This is a genomic window from Brotonthovivens ammoniilytica (assembly GCF_025566885.1).
Taxonomy (GTDB): Bacteria; Bacillota; Clostridia; order Lachnospirales; family Lachnospiraceae; genus Brotonthovivens; species Brotonthovivens ammoniilytica.
Window position 1 is genome coordinate 19,194 of sequence record NZ_JAOQJQ010000007.1, and the last position, 16,287, is coordinate 35,480.

General features: G+C 42.1%; 18 protein-coding genes. 5 read left to right on the top strand and 13 right to left on the bottom strand.

What is annotated here, in order from left to right; genetic code table 11:
* Positions 1-30: 30 nt before the first annotated feature.
* The 4 genes from OCV88_RS13835 to mtaB are packed head-to-tail and all read right to left on the bottom strand — an operon-like array spanning position 31 to position 2,341.
* On the bottom strand, positions 31-288 hold the full coding sequence (locus OCV88_RS13835) for a DUF1292 domain-containing protein (protein ID WP_158426036.1): 258 nt from the start codon (positions 286-288) through the stop codon (positions 31-33).
* Positions 289-301: 13 nt separating this feature from the next.
* On the bottom strand, positions 302-730 hold the full coding sequence (ruvX, locus tag OCV88_RS13840) for a Holliday junction resolvase RuvX (RefSeq protein ID WP_158426037.1): 429 nt from the start codon (positions 728-730) through the stop codon (positions 302-304).
* An 11-nt stretch (positions 731-741) separates the two neighbouring features.
* Complete coding sequence (locus OCV88_RS13845) at positions 742-1,005, bottom strand: IreB family regulatory phosphoprotein (protein ID WP_158426038.1); 264 nt, start codon at positions 1,003-1,005, stop codon at positions 742-744.
* Between the two features lie 55 nt (positions 1,006-1,060).
* Positions 1,061-2,341, bottom strand: a complete 1,281-nt coding sequence (gene mtaB / locus OCV88_RS13850; protein WP_158426039.1) for a tRNA (N(6)-L-threonylcarbamoyladenosine(37)-C(2))-methylthiotransferase MtaB — start codon at positions 2,339-2,341, stop codon at positions 1,061-1,063.
* A gap of 87 nt (positions 2,342-2,428) precedes the next feature.
* On the opposite strand from mtaB, the gene OCV88_RS13855 reads away from it, so the two are divergent.
* Positions 2,429-2,659, top strand: coding sequence for an HPr family phosphocarrier protein (locus OCV88_RS13855; RefSeq protein WP_158426040.1), 231 nt, complete (start codon positions 2,429-2,431; stop codon positions 2,657-2,659).
* A gap of 174 nt (positions 2,660-2,833) precedes the next feature.
* On the opposite strand, the gene thiI is transcribed toward OCV88_RS13855, so the two are convergent.
* From thiI to OCV88_RS13890, 7 genes are all read right to left on the bottom strand, one after another.
* Positions 2,834-4,018, bottom strand: coding sequence for a tRNA uracil 4-sulfurtransferase ThiI (gene thiI, locus OCV88_RS13860; protein WP_158426041.1), 1,185 nt, complete (start codon positions 4,016-4,018; stop codon positions 2,834-2,836).
* 15 nt (positions 4,019-4,033) lie between these two features.
* Positions 4,034-5,188: a cysteine desulfurase family protein gene (locus OCV88_RS13865; protein WP_158426042.1), complete on the bottom strand. Its 1,155-nt coding sequence runs from the start codon at positions 5,186-5,188 to the stop codon at positions 4,034-4,036.
* Positions 5,189-5,193: 5 nt separating this feature from the next.
* Positions 5,194-5,943 (bottom strand): 16S rRNA (uracil(1498)-N(3))-methyltransferase, encoded by a 750-nt coding sequence (locus OCV88_RS13870; RefSeq protein ID WP_158426043.1) that lies wholly within the window; start codon positions 5,941-5,943, stop codon positions 5,194-5,196.
* A 12-nt stretch (positions 5,944-5,955) separates the two neighbouring features.
* Positions 5,956-6,909, bottom strand: coding sequence for a 50S ribosomal protein L11 methyltransferase (prmA, locus tag OCV88_RS13875; protein WP_158426044.1), 954 nt, complete (start codon positions 6,907-6,909; stop codon positions 5,956-5,958).
* A 98-nt stretch (positions 6,910-7,007) separates the two neighbouring features.
* Positions 7,008-8,612 carry a spermidine synthase gene (locus tag OCV88_RS13880; protein ID WP_158426045.1) on the bottom strand — a complete coding sequence of 535 codons (1,605 nt, stop codon included), beginning with the start codon at positions 8,610-8,612 and terminating at the stop codon, positions 7,008-7,010.
* A gap of 161 nt (positions 8,613-8,773) precedes the next feature.
* A complete protein-coding gene (locus OCV88_RS13885) occupies positions 8,774-10,054 on the bottom strand; it encodes an MFS transporter (RefSeq protein WP_158426046.1) in 1,281 nt (426 codons plus the stop codon).
* Positions 10,055-10,106: 52 nt separating this feature from the next.
* Entirely contained in the window at positions 10,107-10,463 is a 357-nt protein-coding gene (locus OCV88_RS13890; RefSeq protein WP_158426047.1) for a cupin domain-containing protein, read from the bottom strand.
* A 544-nt stretch (positions 10,464-11,007) separates the two neighbouring features.
* Between OCV88_RS13890 and OCV88_RS13895 the strand changes: the two genes are divergently transcribed.
* Together OCV88_RS13895 and OCV88_RS13900 are read left to right on the top strand one after the other, a co-directional pair.
* Positions 11,008-12,012: a phosphotriesterase family protein gene (locus OCV88_RS13895; RefSeq protein ID WP_158426048.1), complete on the top strand. Its 1,005-nt coding sequence runs from the start codon at positions 11,008-11,010 to the stop codon at positions 12,010-12,012.
* 5 nt (positions 12,013-12,017) lie between these two features.
* A complete protein-coding gene (locus OCV88_RS13900) occupies positions 12,018-12,524 on the top strand; it encodes a DUF1097 domain-containing protein (protein WP_158426049.1) in 507 nt (168 codons plus the stop codon).
* Between the two features lie 152 nt (positions 12,525-12,676).
* On the opposite strand, the gene OCV88_RS13905 is transcribed toward OCV88_RS13900, so the two are convergent.
* On the bottom strand, positions 12,677-13,438 hold the full coding sequence (locus tag OCV88_RS13905; protein WP_158426050.1) for an SDR family NAD(P)-dependent oxidoreductase: 762 nt from the start codon (positions 13,436-13,438) through the stop codon (positions 12,677-12,679).
* Between the two features lie 192 nt (positions 13,439-13,630).
* On the opposite strand from OCV88_RS13905, the gene OCV88_RS13910 reads away from it, so the two are divergent.
* Together OCV88_RS13910 and OCV88_RS13915 are read left to right on the top strand one after the other, a co-directional pair.
* Complete coding sequence (locus OCV88_RS13910) at positions 13,631-14,077, top strand: MarR family winged helix-turn-helix transcriptional regulator (RefSeq protein WP_158426051.1); 447 nt, start codon at positions 13,631-13,633, stop codon at positions 14,075-14,077.
* A gap of 45 nt (positions 14,078-14,122) precedes the next feature.
* Positions 14,123-15,031, top strand: coding sequence for a LysR family transcriptional regulator (locus OCV88_RS13915; RefSeq protein ID WP_158426052.1), 909 nt, complete (start codon positions 14,123-14,125; stop codon positions 15,029-15,031).
* Positions 15,032-15,094: 63 nt separating this feature from the next.
* Here the strand turns inward: OCV88_RS13915 and dnaJ are convergent, their stop codons facing one another.
* Positions 15,095-16,264: a molecular chaperone DnaJ gene (dnaJ, locus tag OCV88_RS13920; RefSeq protein WP_158426053.1), complete on the bottom strand. Its 1,170-nt coding sequence runs from the start codon at positions 16,262-16,264 to the stop codon at positions 15,095-15,097.
* Between the last annotated feature and the right edge of the window lie 23 nt (positions 16,265-16,287).

Below are 16,287 nucleotides of genomic sequence, written 5' to 3' on the forward strand. Positions count from 1 at the left end.
CAGCTTAAAACATTATCGTATCTTTTTCATTTATCTTTCAATACCAACATCTTCCAGCATCTCCTCAAAAACTCTGGATATGGCATCAAGTTCCACGTCATCTTCTACAAATTCATAGACAGTGTCCTCACCCTCTGTCTGAATCTCTTTTAAAATATATGCGTCAGAGTCCGCCTCCTCTTCTTCCGTTGCCAGAAGATAATTTCTGCCATTAATACAGGTCTGCTCTAACACAAATAATTCAATTGCTTCTCCGCTGTCCGGAGCGTTTAACATTATTTTTTCCATATTTTCCTCTAAATTACATCTGATTATGCAGATAATCCAGATAGCCCTGCAAAATAAAAGTGGCAGCCAGCTTATCGACATAATCTTTCCTGTCTTCTCTGCGGATGCCGCCTTCCATCATTGCCCGGTCAGCCGCAACAGTTGTCAGCCTCTCATCCCACAATACTACCTCAAGCCCCGTACGCTTTTCTAACATCTCCTGAAACTGGAGGGTCTTCTCACAGCGTTCCCCCTGGGTATTGTTCATATTCTTGGGAAATCCCAGCACAATCTTATCAACTTCGTATGTTTCTTTTAATTCATCAATTCTTGCAAGAGTCTGCCGCAGCTTGCCGGGCGCTTTTCTGCGGATAATCTCCACCCCCTGGGCAGTAATTAACAAAGCATCGCTGACTGCAACTCCCACTGTCTTTGAACCAAAATCCAATCCCATAATACGCATATCTTAACCGCCTATTCCCAGGAATGTTTTTTGATATAATATTTCAGCACTTCTTCTACTAGCTCATCCCGCTCAATTTTCATCATCAGATTACGGGCATTCTTATAACTGGTAATGTAGGTTGGATCGCCGGACATGATATATCCAACAATCTGATTCACCGGATTGTAGCCTTTCTCAGACATTGCCTGATAAACGACTTCCAGAATATCGCTGATTCCCAGCTCCGGTTCCTTCTGTACTTTAAAATATTGTGTATGACTCATGTCCTGCATATTAATAACCTCATTCGCTTTTTATCCGTATGTCCAATAACATTTCTCTGTTATTTTAATATAAATCCCCCGAAAATTCAACCTCCATTATCTGATTTTCCAGATGCTCCCGGGTCTGCAGACTGACTTTTACATATTCTGGAGTGAATCCTTTCATATAGCGCTGCCCGTTTATTTCTTCCTCTTCTTCAAATAAAACAGACACGCTTTTTCCCTGATACCAGCGGACAAACTCCTGTTTCAGCTTTTCTGCCAGAGCAATTAATCTGCTGCTGCGTTCATTTTTTAAATGATCTGAAACCTGCCCGGGCATAACAGCCGCACGGGTTCCTTTTCGTACCGAATACTTAAATACATGAATTTCATAAAATCTGATATCTTCGGCAAATGCAAGTGTCTCCTGAAACTCTTCTTTTGTTTCCCCGGGAAAACCAACGATAATGTCTGTAGTAAGTGCCGGATGTTCATAATAGGTTCTTAAAATCCGGCATTTGTCTTTGTATTCTTCCGGCGTGTATTTCCGGTTCATACGTTTTAACACCGTACCGCTGCCGCTCTGTAAAGACAGATGAAAATGCGGGCAGACCTTTTTTAGTTTACTTAATTCCGAAACAAATTCATCTGTTATGATGCCCGGCTCTAAAGACCCCAGGCGAATCCGGCGGATGCCCTCAATCCCATGAAGGGTCTGAATCAATGTCAGCAGAGATTCTTTGTGGTCAAGCCCAAAGGAGCTTAAATGGATTCCGGTAAGCACCAGCTCCTGGTATCCGTTTTGTGCAAGACTTAACGCCTCTTTATAAATATCCTCTGTTTTTCTGCTGCGCACCCGGCCTCTTGCGTAAGGAATAATACAATAGCTGCAGAACTGGTTGCACCCGTCCTGGACTTTTATAAAAGCTCTTGTATGCTCTGCTGCTTTGGTAAGGTACAACTCTTCATATTCTATAACGCCCTGATTTACATCTATGAAGCGATGCTCGTTTTGATGCTCCTGTTCAAATTTCCAAATCAGCTCAAGCAGATCTTTTTTGCAGTTATTTCCGATTAAAATATCTACCAGCGGATCTTTTTGGGCCTCTTCAAAGGCCGTCTGCACATAACATCCGGTACCCACTACAATACTGTCCGGATTCATTTTTTTTGCCCGGTGAAGCATCTGCCGGGATTTTCTGTCTGCAATGTTTGTCACAGAACAGGTATTCACTATATAGATATCAGCTTTTGCCGAAAACGGAACAATCTCATATCCCGCCCGCTCTAACATCTGCTGCATGGCTTCTGTCTCATAAGCATTGACTTTACATCCAAGATTATGCAATGCTGCTTTTTTCATTTTCTTTACCTCTATTTTATTGACTTTTAGTTTGAAAAAAGTTACTATTAATGCAGAATCAATTTATTTTTCTAGGAGGACTAATACATGATTACAGTACAGATTTCATTAAATTCAATTGATAAAGTTAAAAGCTTTGTAAATACAATTACACAATTTGATTGTGACTTTGACTTAATCTCCGGAAGATATGTGATTGATGCAAAATCTATTATGGGCATCTTCAGTCTGGATCTTTCCAAACCACTGGATCTTTCCATTCATACATCATCAAACTCAGATGCCATTATGGAGAAACTGAAACCATATATTATTTAATTTCAAAACAATCCAAGAATATACAAAGGAAAAAGGATCAGCAATTATCTGCTGGTCCGTTTTTTATACAATAGGAAATTAAAGTTTCCTATTGTATAACCCTCTCCTCAGGGAGGCGCACTGCTGCGGACAGCATATATGCTGCTGATGCATCCGCCGCAGGCAGGTTTCTTTTTATGCCTCCACTACAATTGTTTCTGTTGTCTCTATGGCTGTCTTCATCAGCTCATCAATTTTTTCCTGCAGTTTTGTTTCCGACTTTTTAATAATATTCAAATTCGGTTTTGTAACCGGATGCTTTGCCACAAAAATTGTACAGCAGTCTTCAAAGGGCTGGATGGAAGTTTCATACGTTCCGATTTTCTCTGAAACAGCTATGATTTCATTTTTATCAAAACCAATCAGCGGACGGTATACAGGCATGGTGCATACTTCATTGGTGGCCGCAAGAGACTGCATGGTCTGGCTTGCCACCTGTCCGATACTTTCTCCGGTAATCAGTCCAAGACATCTGTCCTCTCCGGCAAAATGTTCTGCTATTTTCATCATATAGCGCCGCATAATAATAGTCAGTTCCTCGTGGGGGCACTGATCATAGATGTACAGCTGAATATCTGTGAAATTTACAATCTTTAAATGAATGGGGCCGCTGTAACGGGCAACAATTTTTGCCAGATCAATTACCTTTTGTTTAGCGCGCTCGCTTGTATAAGGGGGGGCATGAAAATAAACAGCGTCAATCTGAACGCCCCTCTTTGCGATCATATAACCCGCCACCGGACTATCAATTCCTCCTGAAAGCAGAAGCATTGCTTTTCCGTTGGTTCCCACCGGCATTCCTCCCGGGCCCGGAAGAATTATCGAATAGATATTGATCATATTTCGGATTTCAATATTTAACATAATATCCGGCTGATGAACGTCTACCTTCATTTCCGGATATGCATCCAGAATGATTCCTCCCAGTTCCATATTAATTTCCTGTGAATCCAGCGGGAAATTCTTTCTGGCTCTTCTGGAATTGACTTTAAAGGTTTTGTTTTTATCGGGATAAACCTGCTCCAGATAAGCAAGAACATCTTTTGACAACTGCTCAAAGCCCTGATCCTCCACCTGAACCATAGGGCAGACGCCAACAACACCAAAGACTCTTGTCATGGCCTCCATAGCCTCATCATAATCATATTCTCCCTTTGCATTGACATAAATGCGTCCTTGCTCTTTTGTAATCTCAAACTCACCTTCCACCGGTTTTAATGAAAATGTAAGCTGGGAAACCAGTGCATCCTCAAACAGATAACGGTTCTTTCCCTTAATACCGATTTCTCCGTATTTTATCAAAAATGAATGAAATATCATAATGTTCTCCTCTTTTTAATGCCTGCGGTATCTTTGAAGCATGGGAACTAACTTTGAAAGTTCCTTCAATGTATATGTAATCTCTTCTGGCTGCGTGTGGATGCTGAAACTAAAACGGATGGCTGACTCCTGAAGCTCTCTTGGCAGTCCAATGCTTTGCAGAGTACTGCTCACCGAAGGGTGATTAGAGGCGCAGGCGCTTCCAGCAGATACATAAATCCCACAATCCTCCAGCGCATGAAGCAGCACTTCGCTTCTAACCCCCTTAAAACTGACACTTACAATCTGCGGCGCCGAATCTCTTCCTGTTTTTCCATTTACAACTGCGCCTTCCACCGCCTGTACACCCTGCACAAACTGCTGCTTTATTTTATATAGATGGTCTATTTTTTCATCAAAGTCTTCATATGCTTCCTGAGCCGCCAGTCCCAGTCCTGCAATGCCAGGTGTATTTAACGTACCCGGACGCAGATCACGCTGCTGTCCTCCCCCGAAACTGATGGGTTTTATTTTTGTGTTTTCTCTGATATATAAAAATCCGATTCCTTTGGGACCATGTATTTTATGTCCGCTGACAGACATCAAATCAATCCCCAGTCTTTTAGGTACAATTTTATATTTTCCATAAGCCTGAATAGCATCCACATGAACCAGGGTTTTAGGATTTTTCTTATGAATGATTTCTGCCGCCTCTTCAATGGGTTCTGCTGCTCCCATTTCATTATTTACCATCATCATGGAAACAAGTATCGTATCCTCACAGACTGCTTCCTTTAACTGCTCTAGATCAAGGATTCCATCCCGGTCTGCCTTCAGATAGGTAATCCGAAACCCCTGCTCCTCTAAAAAAAGCATGGTATTTTTCACAGAAGGGTGCTCCACAGAGGTGGTAATCAGATGCATCCCCGCCCGGCGGTTGGCCATAGCAGCCCCAATCAGAGCCAGATTGTTGGACTCTGTCCCTCCGGATGTAAATATAATTTCTTTTTCCGAACAGCGGAGAGTTTTTGCGATCTGAGACGCCGCCGTTTTGATATACCGCTCCGCTTCCACGCCCTTCATATGCATGGAAGAAGCATTTCCATAGTCAGAAATCAAAACTTTCATCATCAAATCTTTGACGGTCTCTGAACACTTTGTTGTAGCTGAATTATCTAAATAAGCTTCCATCACACTTACTCCTGCATTTCTTTCATTTCAATGGCTGACATCACAAGAGACATCACACAAATCCCTGCCGTATCGGTTCTTAAAATCCGCTTGCCAAGGGATATGACCTCCATGGACGCTCTGGCAGCCGCAATCTCCTCTTCTGAAAATCCGCCTTCGGGACCGATGATCACACTTACAGACTTTCCCGGTTCTATTGCATCAAGAGCCTCCTTTGTAGCTTTCATTCCCCGTTCATTTTCATAAGGAACCAGATTAATCTCACAGGTTTTGGCATACTGAAGGGCATCCCGGTAACTCATAACAGGATGTATCTGTGGGATCATACTCCGCTTGGACTGCTTTGCAGCGCTCTCTGCAATCGCCTGCCAGCGGCGGATTTTGTTGGCTGCTTTTTTTTCATCCAGCTTCACCACGCAGTATTTCATGGCAACCGGAATAATCTCATACACCCCAAGCTCCACAGCCTTTTCTATTACCATTTCCATCCGGTCTCCTTTTGGAAGCGCCTGAAACAGATAAATTTTAGAAGACAGTTCCGTCAATACGGCCTCTTCCTGTAAAATATCTGCCTGTACAAAATCTTCTCCAACCTCTGCAACCGCACAGTACAAATTCTGTCCTCCCGTGCTGCTGATTCTGATTTTCTCACCGCACTTCATGCGGAGCACATTTCTGATATGATTCACATCAGAGCCGGTAATAGTTACATACTCCTTACCGATCTGACTATCATCTACAAAAAACTGATGCATTGATTCACCTGCTTACTTTTTCTGCGCTGTAATACTGACCCACTCGCCCTGATGTGCAATCTCTATGACCTCAAGACCTGCAGATTCAATGGCTTCTTTTACTTCTGTTTCTTTAAAATCAATAATACCGGATGTAATCAGAATCCCTCCGGATTTCATTCTTGCCGGAATCACCGGCGCCATTGGAATAATCACATCCGCCAGTATATTTGCCACAACAACATCATACGTTTCTGTTCCGACCTTCTGCTGAAGATCGATATCATCAATCAGATTTCCTACATAAAAGGTTCCCTGCTCTTTTGGCAGATGGTTCACTTCCATATTATCATAAGTAGAAATCATACAGTCGTCGTCAATATCAGTTCCCGTTACATGGGCCGCCCCAAGCTTTAAACTGACAATGGATAAAATCCCGCTGCCGCATCCTAAATCCAGCACCTGATCACCGGCTTTTAAAAATTTTCCAAGCTGTCTGATGCAAAGCTGTGTGGTCTCATGCTTGCCGGTTCCAAAAGAAACTCCGGGATCAATCTCTATCAGAATCTTATCCTTATCCCCATCCTCCAGGGGTTCCCAGGTAGGTTTGATAACAATATTATCAATAGTAAAGGAATGGAAAAACTCCTTCCAGTTATTAATCCAGTCTACATCCTCTGTCTGGCTTTCTGTAATGGTTCCCGCTCCCACATCTGTAAACAGACGCAGCTGTTCAAGCTCTTCTTTCACCTGTTTTAAAATTTCCGTATGATCTTCCCCGGCATCCAGATAAAAGCTGACCTTTCCTACCCCTTCATCCGGAGGCAGTTCCGGAAGAAAGTCGATAAACATCTTGGCAGTATCTTTCTGGGACAGCTGAATGTTATCTTCAATTTCCACGCCCTCAATTCCAAGATCCGAGAGCATACTGCTGATAAAATCTTCCGCCGCTGTGGTAGTCTCTATCGTATATTTATTCCACTTCATGTTTTTCACCCTTTTTACTTACTTCACAATTTTAACGATTTGCATTACTTTTTATCATAACTGATTGGAAGCTTTGAAACAAGATATTTTTTCTTCCTTTAAAAACTGTTTAGCAGTCCCCCAATGCCCTCTGTTTTAAATATCTCTTTATAGTAGCTGACTTCATCCTGAATCAGCGCATCAATCACCCGCATCCCCAGCAGTTCCACCGGCGCCTGATCATCAGTCAGCAGGTAATTCCCTTTTTGATACCTATGAATCCCGGATGCTGTCTCCTCCATCAGGCCCTTTAATTTTGGATCGGTAATCTTAGCGGCTCCTGCTTTCAGTTCTTCTGCAAGATCTTCACTGCTCCCGGCAAACAGCTCCCGGTTGGTGCTGTAGGGAACATCCACAGTTACCACGTCATGAAATACGGAAGCAATGGTGTCTGAGAGATATTCATTGATGTTTCCCTTTTCCTCCGTATGCATATTCATATTGACAACCATCACCCCGTCTTCTGTGAGATGATCTTTTACCATAGTAAAAAATTCCTGTGAAGACATCTGGAAAGGAATGGTAATATCCTGATAAGCATCCACCATAATAACATCATATTTTTTATCTACTGCCTGCAGATAAGCTCGTCCGTCATATGTTGTTACAGGAATATCCTCTGCTAATTCAAAATGTTCTCTGGCCAGATCTGTGATTTTCTGATCAATTTCTACGCCCTCCACAGATGCATTGGGGAAATATTTTCTGCACTGGCTGGCAAAGGTTCCTGTGCCCATCCCAAGAACCAGAATCGTTGGATCTTCCTTTTGGGAAATATGAGCCATCACCGGTGCTGACAGTGCATAATCATAATACATGCCGGTGAGACTGTCGTCTTTTTTCATAATGGACTGAACGCCAAACAGGACATTTGTGGAAAGAATCACACTGTCATCTGTGTCTTTTACCTGCAGATAATTGTAAATAGACTCTCCTTCGTACAGCAGGTTTTTCTCCCAGAATGCAAAGCTCTGAAAGGAAGTGCCAAACAGTGCGCAGATGAGAAACAGGACAATTCCAACAATACATTTTACGATCTTTACCTTTACACTCAGAAAATAAATCAAAGCCAGAACAAGTAAGATTCCCGCAAAGATAAAAAATGTAACGGCAGTACCCACAGCCGGAATGGTCACAAAGGTGGGAAGAAAGGTACCGATAATACTTCCGATGGTATTAAAAGCCCCTAAAGTTCCCACAGTTTTTCCGTTATTTTCTAAATTATCCACAGAATATTTCACCAGAGACGGAGTTACTGTCCCCAGCAAAAACAGCGGAAATACAAAAATAATCATACAGGCTAAAAATGCCGCCCACACAAGAAAATTACTGTTAATGGTAAATACCAGCGCTGCCGAAATTCCCAGCACAACATATTTTCCAAGCACAGGAATTGCGGCAATCCAGACCGCCGCAAACAAAAGCCTTGCATACAGCTTGTCCGGGTTTGGGTTTTTATCCGCGCTTCTGCCGCCCCAGATATTTCCCAGAGCCATGGCAATCATAATCGTTCCGATAATAATGGTCCAGACAATCTGGGAGGAGCTGAAATAAGGAGCCAAAAGCCTGCTGGCTCCAAGCTCCACCGCCATAACTGACATGCCCGCAAAAAATTCTGTAAGATATAAATAGTATTTGTTTTTTAACAATTTCCGTTCTTTCATGGATTTCCTCATCTTTCCTAAGCTTCTGATTATTATAGTATAGACAAAGGAAATTATTGTCAATCATAGAACGAAAGAGATAACTTCACATGCTGAAAGCCGGAGATTTCTCCCCGGCTTTCAAATGGTAAATATTCATTGAAATTGTTGACTTATTTTTTTCAAGTCTCGCTCTGCTGCTCCAGTGAGCTTCCTACTGCTCCTTTTACTTTTACGAAAGCAATCAGAATTGCTCCCACAATACTGATGGATGCAAAGAGCAGATATGGAATGGTATATCCCTCAAATCTGCCTCTGAAAACTGCCAGCAGTACGAAAGAAAGTGATCTTACAACGCCCACTACCATATTCATACAGCTGTATGAAACAGTAAAGTCGCGGCGTCCGAATACATAGCTTGCCATGGAAGGCGGGAAGTTTCCGTTTCCTCCAATTGCAAATCCCAGCATAAAAATACCAATATACATGCAGAAACTAGACGGAAGAATCAAAAATACAATACCTACAAAATACCAGAATCCGAAAATGACAGAGGTCAGCTTTGTTCCGATCTTCTGATCTACAACACCCCAGAGCCAGGAGCCAACCATACCGATAATCGCAGCAATAGTAACTGTATACATAGCAGTATTTACGCCAAATCCTCTTGCTGTCTGGAAATAATCAACCAGCTGGGACATAATGCCTAAGGTTGCCAGTCCAAAACATCCGTATCCGATTCCAAGAACCCATACCTTTGGATTTTTTAACGCATCTTTATAAGACAATGTCTCCACATTTTTCAGTTCTGCCTCTTCTTTATGTATCAGCGCTGCAACCTCCGGATCATTATCAGGGAGACATCCTGCCTCTTCCGGTGTTGCTTTTACAAAGAGGATAATAAATACCGCTACAATGGCAATTACAATACCCATAATTGAAATCGCCCAGGAAATATTTAAACGCTGTGTTAACGCATTTAAAATCAGATTGATAATAGCGCTGGCCAGATTCATTCCGATGGTAACAAATCCCATAACAATTCCCTTTTGGGTAGGAAACCAGTTGGCACAGATAGCAAAACCACAGTTAAGAGCAAACGCATTGATAAATACAACCATTAAAACCAGCATAACTGCATACATAGCCACTGACATGGAGTTTCCATAAAGTATGGTGCTTGCCGCCGCCAGAAACATGGTAATTACCGTAACCCTCTTTAATCCAAACTTTTTAATCAGGCCGCCCCAGAACACCACTAAAAACAGAGCAATAATCTGTGCCGGTGTGGATATAGAGAGCAGTAAATCTGCATCCCAGCCTTTAAATGCCGCCATATTCGGTACGATGATGTTAAGACCATCTACCGTCATACCTGTCATAAAGAACAGAAGAATTACTTCATAACCAATAATTCCCCAGCCTTTTTTTCCGAAATTATAACTTACTTTATTCTGATTCATCTAACCTCTCCTATCAATGATGTAGTCCCTTACCTTACATCATTTCCCCAATTTACTGCAGATTTGCAGGAAGCATACTTGCGATTACCAGCATGGTAGCCGGATAATTTGTTTTATTCAGAATGGATTTTCCTTCTCCTGTATCAAAATGCATAGAATCATGTTTCTTCAGTACACAGATTTCATTTCCATCTTTATCAGAAACAGTCATTTCTCCTTCCAGTACAAAGTAAATCAGTTCTACCGGCGGCTCCACATATTCTGTTCCACCCCCCGGAAGAAAATGTGACATTCCCAATGTGAAGTTTTCACATCCGCTCTCCTCTACACTGTGAAGTCTGATTGCACGCATATCAAAATGTCCCGGTGCATTGTAGGCTACTGCCTCGTTTACTTCTACTTTTCTCATTGTTTAGTTCTCCTTTCATCTAACAGCTTTGTTGTGAGAATTGTATCAAACCCCTTTTTGAATTGGAAATTCATTTTTTTGCTAATGCTTATGTCAGAACAGAATAACCAGTCACCAGATAGGAACTACCTAAAATCTTTATCCAAAAAGCATAAAAACAAACTATAAACAAAAAGCTTTAAAACAAAAAGCCACAGAACATAACTGAATTTTATCCTGTGGCTTTGGTGCATATGTCTTCGGATCTGTCTGCTGCAAACAGCAGATCAGAAAAACACATACTTTTACTATATTTAATTATCAACTTATATTTTGACGAAAAACCCCGTATCATCTTTTTTATTTATTTGTTTCAGGCAAGTTAAAGTATAACTGATCTGATAAAAAGGTTGAAATACAGTTTGCGAATAACCTTATAACGAATCGTTTCCGGGATCTGATCCCTGCTTCTTGACCGTTTCAAGCTGCTTCCTTTATACTGAAGACACAGACAAAAATAACTCCGTATCGTTTTCAGGCAAAAACATTCAGGAGGTTATTTTTAATGAACAATCAAACAATCAATTCTGTAACAGGTCCTCTGAGCACTGACCAGCTGGGCCGTACTCTTATGCATGAGCATTTCTTATTTGGTTACTGCGGTTTCCAGGGAGACGCTACTTTAGGCGGTTTTCAGGAAGAAGCTTATCTGTCTGCCTGCTTACAGGCCATTGCGGATGCAAAGTCTTATGGCATTCAGACCATTGTAGACGCAACCACCAACGAATGCGGCAGAAATGTTAAGTTTCTAAAAAAGCTGTCTGAAATGACTGGAATGCAGATTATCTGTTCTACCGGCTACTATTTCGAAGCCGAAAGTTCTTTTGCTTACTGGCAGTTCCGCAGCGGGTTTGCCGATATTGAACAGGAAATCTATGAAATGATGAAAGCTGAGATAACCTGCGGAATCGAGGGCACCGATATCAAAGCCGGGGTCATTAAGCTTGCCAGCAGCAAAGACCAGATCACTCCTATGGAAGAACATTTCTTTAAGGCTGCTGCCCGGGTTCAGAAAGAAACCGGAGTAGTTATCATTACCCATACCCAGCAGGGAACTATGGGACCTGCACAGGCCAGACTGCTGATTGAAAATGGTGCAGACCCGTCAAAAATTGCTATCGGGCATATGTGCGGCAGTCTTGATCTTGCTTATCATGAAGAAGTTTTATCTTATGGCGTTTATATCAACCTGGACAGATTTGGTCTTCAAGGTGATTTATTCCATACACCTACAGATGAACAGAGAATGAATCTGATCCAGACACTGGCAGAAAAAGGCTATGGAAATAAAATCCTGCTGGGACACGATTCTGTAAACGTAAACCTGGGCCGGCCTATTGTAATGACCGATTTTATGAAAGAGGCCTTAAAAGACGCCAATATCCGCACGATCGGCTGTAAAGTACTTCCAGGCTTAAAACAGCGCGGACTGTCTGACTGCCAGATTGAAGCTCTGCTTACTGACAATCCAAAAGAAATCTTTTCTGACAAAGTAAAAGCCGGGAGGTAATTTCAGTGAGTCGAAAAACAATTATACTATTTTCTATCTGGACCAGTTTTCTTTCTGCAGTCTTTTATCATTTTTATAACAGCTGGACAGATTTCGGCATTCCCTGGGTGATGTTTGTATGTCTTGGAATTTATTTTGCCATGGATCTTGCTCCCAAACAGTCTCCCGGCCTTTTACTGTCAGCTTACTGCGGCCTTGCATGGGGACAGTTTGATTTCCTTTTGATTTTTGTATTCGGTACCCTCATGGGCCTTGGTACTGCCGCCGGAAGTTTTCTCTCCATTGTGCTGGGCACAACAGTCAGCATGTACATACATTTGCAGATACTGAAAAACACACCACTGAGACACATGCCAATTATTTTTGCCGGAGTCTGCTTAACTTTTTCTCAGGGAGGCGAAAACATCATCGGCCTTGCTGTTACATTTTTCCTGGGAATCCTGCTGGCAGCGCTCTGCTCCGGAGGACAGCGGTTTTTAATGAAGAAATTTCCGTTAGAATCTCAGTCTTAGTCATATAATTGCACACTGTAATCTGCGGATTTTAAAAAGCCGTCACTTTCCAGACAAAATGGAAGGTGACGGCTTTTTTTACTCTATAGGAAATACTGTGTTGTGATAAAGCTGAAAAGTGCCGATGCCTTATGTAATTTTAAATACTTTTGTTACAGGGTGCATCCATAGTCTACTACAAGGACCTGTCCGGTAACTGCTTTTGACATATCGGAAGAAAAATAAAGAATTGCATTTGCCTGATCCTCCACACTGGCTTCCGGCACCTGCATATACATATGTTCCGAGCAAAGATCTGCGAACTCTTTATCAAATGTGGCAAGCTGCTCCGGTGTATTTAAAGGCGTCGGTGTGGGCCCCGGGCAAACTGCGTTACAGCGGATTCCTTTTCCCGCAAACTGGATTGCAACATTCTTGGTCATGGCAATTACCGCCGCCTTTGTAGCACTGTATGCAATACCGCTGTTAGCAAATACACCGCCGATAGAAGACACATTGACAATAGAAGCCAAACTTTGATTTTCCATATATTTCAGCGCCGCCCGTGTCATATAAAATACCGAATCCTGATTCACTTGACAGATTTCTTTCCACCACTCATCAGAACATCTGGTAATCGGCCGGTGCTTATCAGCCATTCCCGCATTATTCACCAGAATATCAACTGCCCCAAAAAACTGGAAGGCTGTGTCTGCAATTTTTTCACAGTCTTCCTTTACGCTGACATCTCCCTGCACGGATATGGCCCTGCCGCCATTTTTTACTATTTCTGCTTCCACTTCCTTTAATTTCTCCAGCCGCCTGGCCGCCAAAACCACATTTGCCCCTTCGTTGGCAAACATAATAGCTGTTTTTTTACCAATTCCTGAATTAGCTCCCGTAATAACAGCTGTTTTTCCTTCTAATAATCCCATGTTCCGCCTCCTGTTTCGTATACGAATTATTTGTGCAAAAAAATATTTGTATACGAATTATATGGAAAATTTTGCTTTTTGTCAAGAACATGTATTGACTTATTGCACAATATATGAGATATTTTGTATACGAATTTATTATCTTTTATACAACTACTAATAGAGAAATTACAAAACCGAGGCAATCTGATTATGCAGACACAAAAATTTGAATATGGAGATACCTTTTTTTCTTTTATGAATGAATTTGACAAATTGGAACGGCTGATCTGCCAAAAGACATCTCTTTACAGCGGACAGCCCCGTATTCTTACAGTCCTTATGACAGAGGAGGGTATTTCTCTGAAAAAACTGGCCGAACTTACGAAACTTGGTATGCCAAGCCTTTCCGTATCTGTCAGAAATCTTGAAAAAGCACATTTTGTATACAAAGAGGCGGTCCCTAACGATAACCGGACATCCCTTATTTATCTTACAGCGGAAGGTCGGAGGCAGGCAGAAAATTTTCATAAGCTGATACATGGTTTTTTTCAGGAACTGAATGATTCCTTTCTAAAAAATCATCCGGATAACCTGTCAGAAATTATCGGCATGTTTCTTAACACCACGCTCTCCTATCATCAGCAGCTTAAATCCTGAAGATAAACTGTTGTTTTATATTTATTCATAAAAGGAGCTATACATATGGACATTAACAGATTAAATGAATTTATCGTACTGGCTACCCATCTTAATTACAGCAAAGCGGCAAATCAGCTTTATTTAACCCAGCCGGCTCTAAGCCGCCATATTCATGATCTTGAAAACACACTGGATGCACAGCTGTTTATCAGAGATACTCATAATGTATATCTGACGCCCATAGGTGAACTGTTTTTCCAGGAAGCCAAAGAAATCGTAAACCGTTATCAGCATGCCTTAGACCTTGTAAAGGAAGCGTCTTCAAATACAACCGGACAGCTTACCATCGGTTTTTTGGGCGCCGCTGTCCAGCCCTTTCTTTCTCATTTTGTTACAACATTTGCTGCAACTCATCCACAGATTAAACTTACCTTTCAATGTAACGACATTGATACTCTTACTAAGAATCTGAATGAGGATGCCATTGATATCGCTTTTGTCACTCATGTGGACCGTTCTTTCTTCTCCGGCCTGGAAAGCGAGACGATTCTTACAGACCGGCTGATGGCTGTTGTAAATCCTGCTCATCCCCTAGCGCAAAAGACAAGTCTGTCACTACAGGATTTGTCGGGAATCCCCATTATTGCGTTTTCCCAGCAGACCAATCCTCTGGCTCATGATTTTCACAAACAGCTGTTTAAAAAAGCAAATGCCCATTACAATATTGCCCGGGAAACTCCCAATATGGAAACCGCATTCTTTTTTGCAAGTATCAACGAAGGAATTTTCATTATACCATCCCATCTGAAGTTTATGGCGGCGGGACTTTGCGTACTGCCTCTAGAAGATGAATCCTGCTCTATCGCACTGAATCTGGTATGGAAAAAGCACAGTCCAAATCCTTCTATTCCGATATTCAAAAAAGAGTTTAACACCTTTATCCAGAGTGATGAATACAGTCAGAATACATAAGCAATATAGTAAAAGACAGAACATAGATTTTTATCATAGAAAATCCATGTCCTGTCTTTCTTTTTATTCTTTGTCCTTATTAAAAAATCCTTTTTTCTTATGTCTGGAAGTCTTCTCCTCACTTCCCGAACCTGATTTTAAGGAATTTCCGCTGACTGCGTCAAATGCCCGCAGAGCTTCCTTTGCTTCCGCATTCAATCCTGTTGGAACCTGTACCACCAGTGTTACATAATGATCTCCTCTGATATTTTTATTTCTCAGAGAAGGCACGCCTTTTCCTTTCAGACGAATCCGGGTGTCTGTCTGAGTTCCCGGTTTCACCTCATAAATAATATCTCCGTCAATGGTGCTGATTCTGGCTTCCCCGCCCAATGCCGCCTGAGCAAAGGAAATGGGTGCAGTAGAATAAATGTTCATATCCTGTCTCTGGAATACCGGATGTCTGGATACTACTACTTCTACCAGCAGATCTCCTCTTGGTCCGCCGTTGATTCCCGGCTCTCCTTTATCACGAATCCGTACGCTCTGGCCGTGATCAATACCGGCCGGAATGCTGACCTTAATTTTTTTCTTACTGGAAACATATCCGGTTCCCCGGCAGTTTGTACATTTATCCCGTACAATTTTCCCTTTGCCGCCGCAGTCCGGACAGGTCTGTACATTCTGTACCATACCAAACAATGACTGCTGGGAAAATACAACTTTACCCTTGCCGCCGCATTTTGGACAGGTCTCCGGAGAGGTTCCCGGTTTTGCACCTGTGCCGTGACAGGTCTCACACTCATCCTTTAAAACAAGCTCGATTTCCTTCTCACAGCCAAATACCGCTTCCTCAAATGTAATTCTCACACTGGTACGTATATTAGCGCCCTTCATGGGGCCGTTATTTGCCTGACGTCTAGAGCCGCCTCCAAAGAAATCTCCAAAAATATCCCCGAAGATATCTCCCATATCCATACCGGAAAAATCAAAGCCGCCTGCTCCTGCACCGCCTGCTCCGCCCTCAAATGCCGCGTGGCCAAACTGGTCATACTGCCGTCTCTTATCGGCATCACTGAGTACAGCATAGGCTTCGGAGGCTTCTTTAAATTTCTTTTCAGCCTCTTTATCTCCCGGATTCATATCCGGATGATATTTTTTTGCCAGCTGTCTGTACGCTTTTTTAATTGCGGCATCATCAGCTCCGCGGTCAACGCCAAGAACCTCATAATAATCTCTTTTCTGTTCTGCCATATGAATTCCCTCTTACAACAGGA

What these genes read in the sequence shown, in the direction of transcription:
- OCV88_RS13865 (WP_158426042.1), bottom strand. Translation starts at nt 5,188, where the DNA reads ATGGAAGCTTATTTAGATAATTCAGCTACAACAAAGTGTTCAGAGACC.
- OCV88_RS13855 (WP_158426040.1), top strand. Translation starts at nt 2,429, where the DNA reads ATGATTACAGTACAGATTTCATTAAATTCAATTGATAAAGTTAAAAGC.
- OCV88_RS13890 (WP_158426047.1), bottom strand. Translation starts at nt 10,463, where the DNA reads ATGAGAAAAGTAGAAGTAAACGAGGCAGTAGCCTACAATGCACCGGGA.
- OCV88_RS13885 (WP_158426046.1), bottom strand. Translation starts at nt 10,054, where the DNA reads ATGAATCAGAATAAAGTAAGTTATAATTTCGGAAAAAAAGGCTGGGGA.
- dnaJ (WP_158426053.1), bottom strand. Translation starts at nt 16,264, where the DNA reads ATGGCAGAACAGAAAAGAGATTATTATGAGGTTCTTGGCGTTGACCGC.
- OCV88_RS13915 (WP_158426052.1), top strand. Translation starts at nt 14,123, where the DNA reads ATGGACATTAACAGATTAAATGAATTTATCGTACTGGCTACCCATCTT.
- OCV88_RS13845 (WP_158426038.1), bottom strand. Translation starts at nt 1,005, where the DNA reads ATGCAGGACATGAGTCATACACAATATTTTAAAGTACAGAAGGAACCG.
- prmA (WP_158426044.1), bottom strand. Translation starts at nt 6,909, where the DNA reads ATGAAGTGGAATAAATATACGATAGAGACTACCACAGCGGCGGAAGAT.
- OCV88_RS13835 (WP_158426036.1), bottom strand. Translation starts at nt 288, where the DNA reads ATGGAAAAAATAATGTTAAACGCTCCGGACAGCGGAGAAGCAATTGAA.
- OCV88_RS13880 (WP_158426045.1), bottom strand. Translation starts at nt 8,612, where the DNA reads ATGAAAGAACGGAAATTGTTAAAAAACAAATACTATTTATATCTTACA.
- mtaB (WP_158426039.1), bottom strand. Translation starts at nt 2,341, where the DNA reads ATGAAAAAAGCAGCATTGCATAATCTTGGATGTAAAGTCAATGCTTAT.
- OCV88_RS13895 (WP_158426048.1), top strand. Translation starts at nt 11,008, where the DNA reads ATGAACAATCAAACAATCAATTCTGTAACAGGTCCTCTGAGCACTGAC.
- OCV88_RS13905 (WP_158426050.1), bottom strand. Translation starts at nt 13,438, where the DNA reads ATGGGATTATTAGAAGGAAAAACAGCTGTTATTACGGGAGCTAATTCA.
- OCV88_RS13870 (WP_158426043.1), bottom strand. Translation starts at nt 5,943, where the DNA reads ATGCATCAGTTTTTTGTAGATGATAGTCAGATCGGTAAGGAGTATGTA.
- OCV88_RS13910 (WP_158426051.1), top strand. Translation starts at nt 13,631, where the DNA reads ATGCAGACACAAAAATTTGAATATGGAGATACCTTTTTTTCTTTTATG.
- thiI (WP_158426041.1), bottom strand. Translation starts at nt 4,018, where the DNA reads ATGATATTTCATTCATTTTTGATAAAATACGGAGAAATCGGTATTAAG.
- ruvX (WP_158426037.1), bottom strand. Translation starts at nt 730, where the DNA reads ATGCGTATTATGGGATTGGATTTTGGTTCAAAGACAGTGGGAGTTGCA.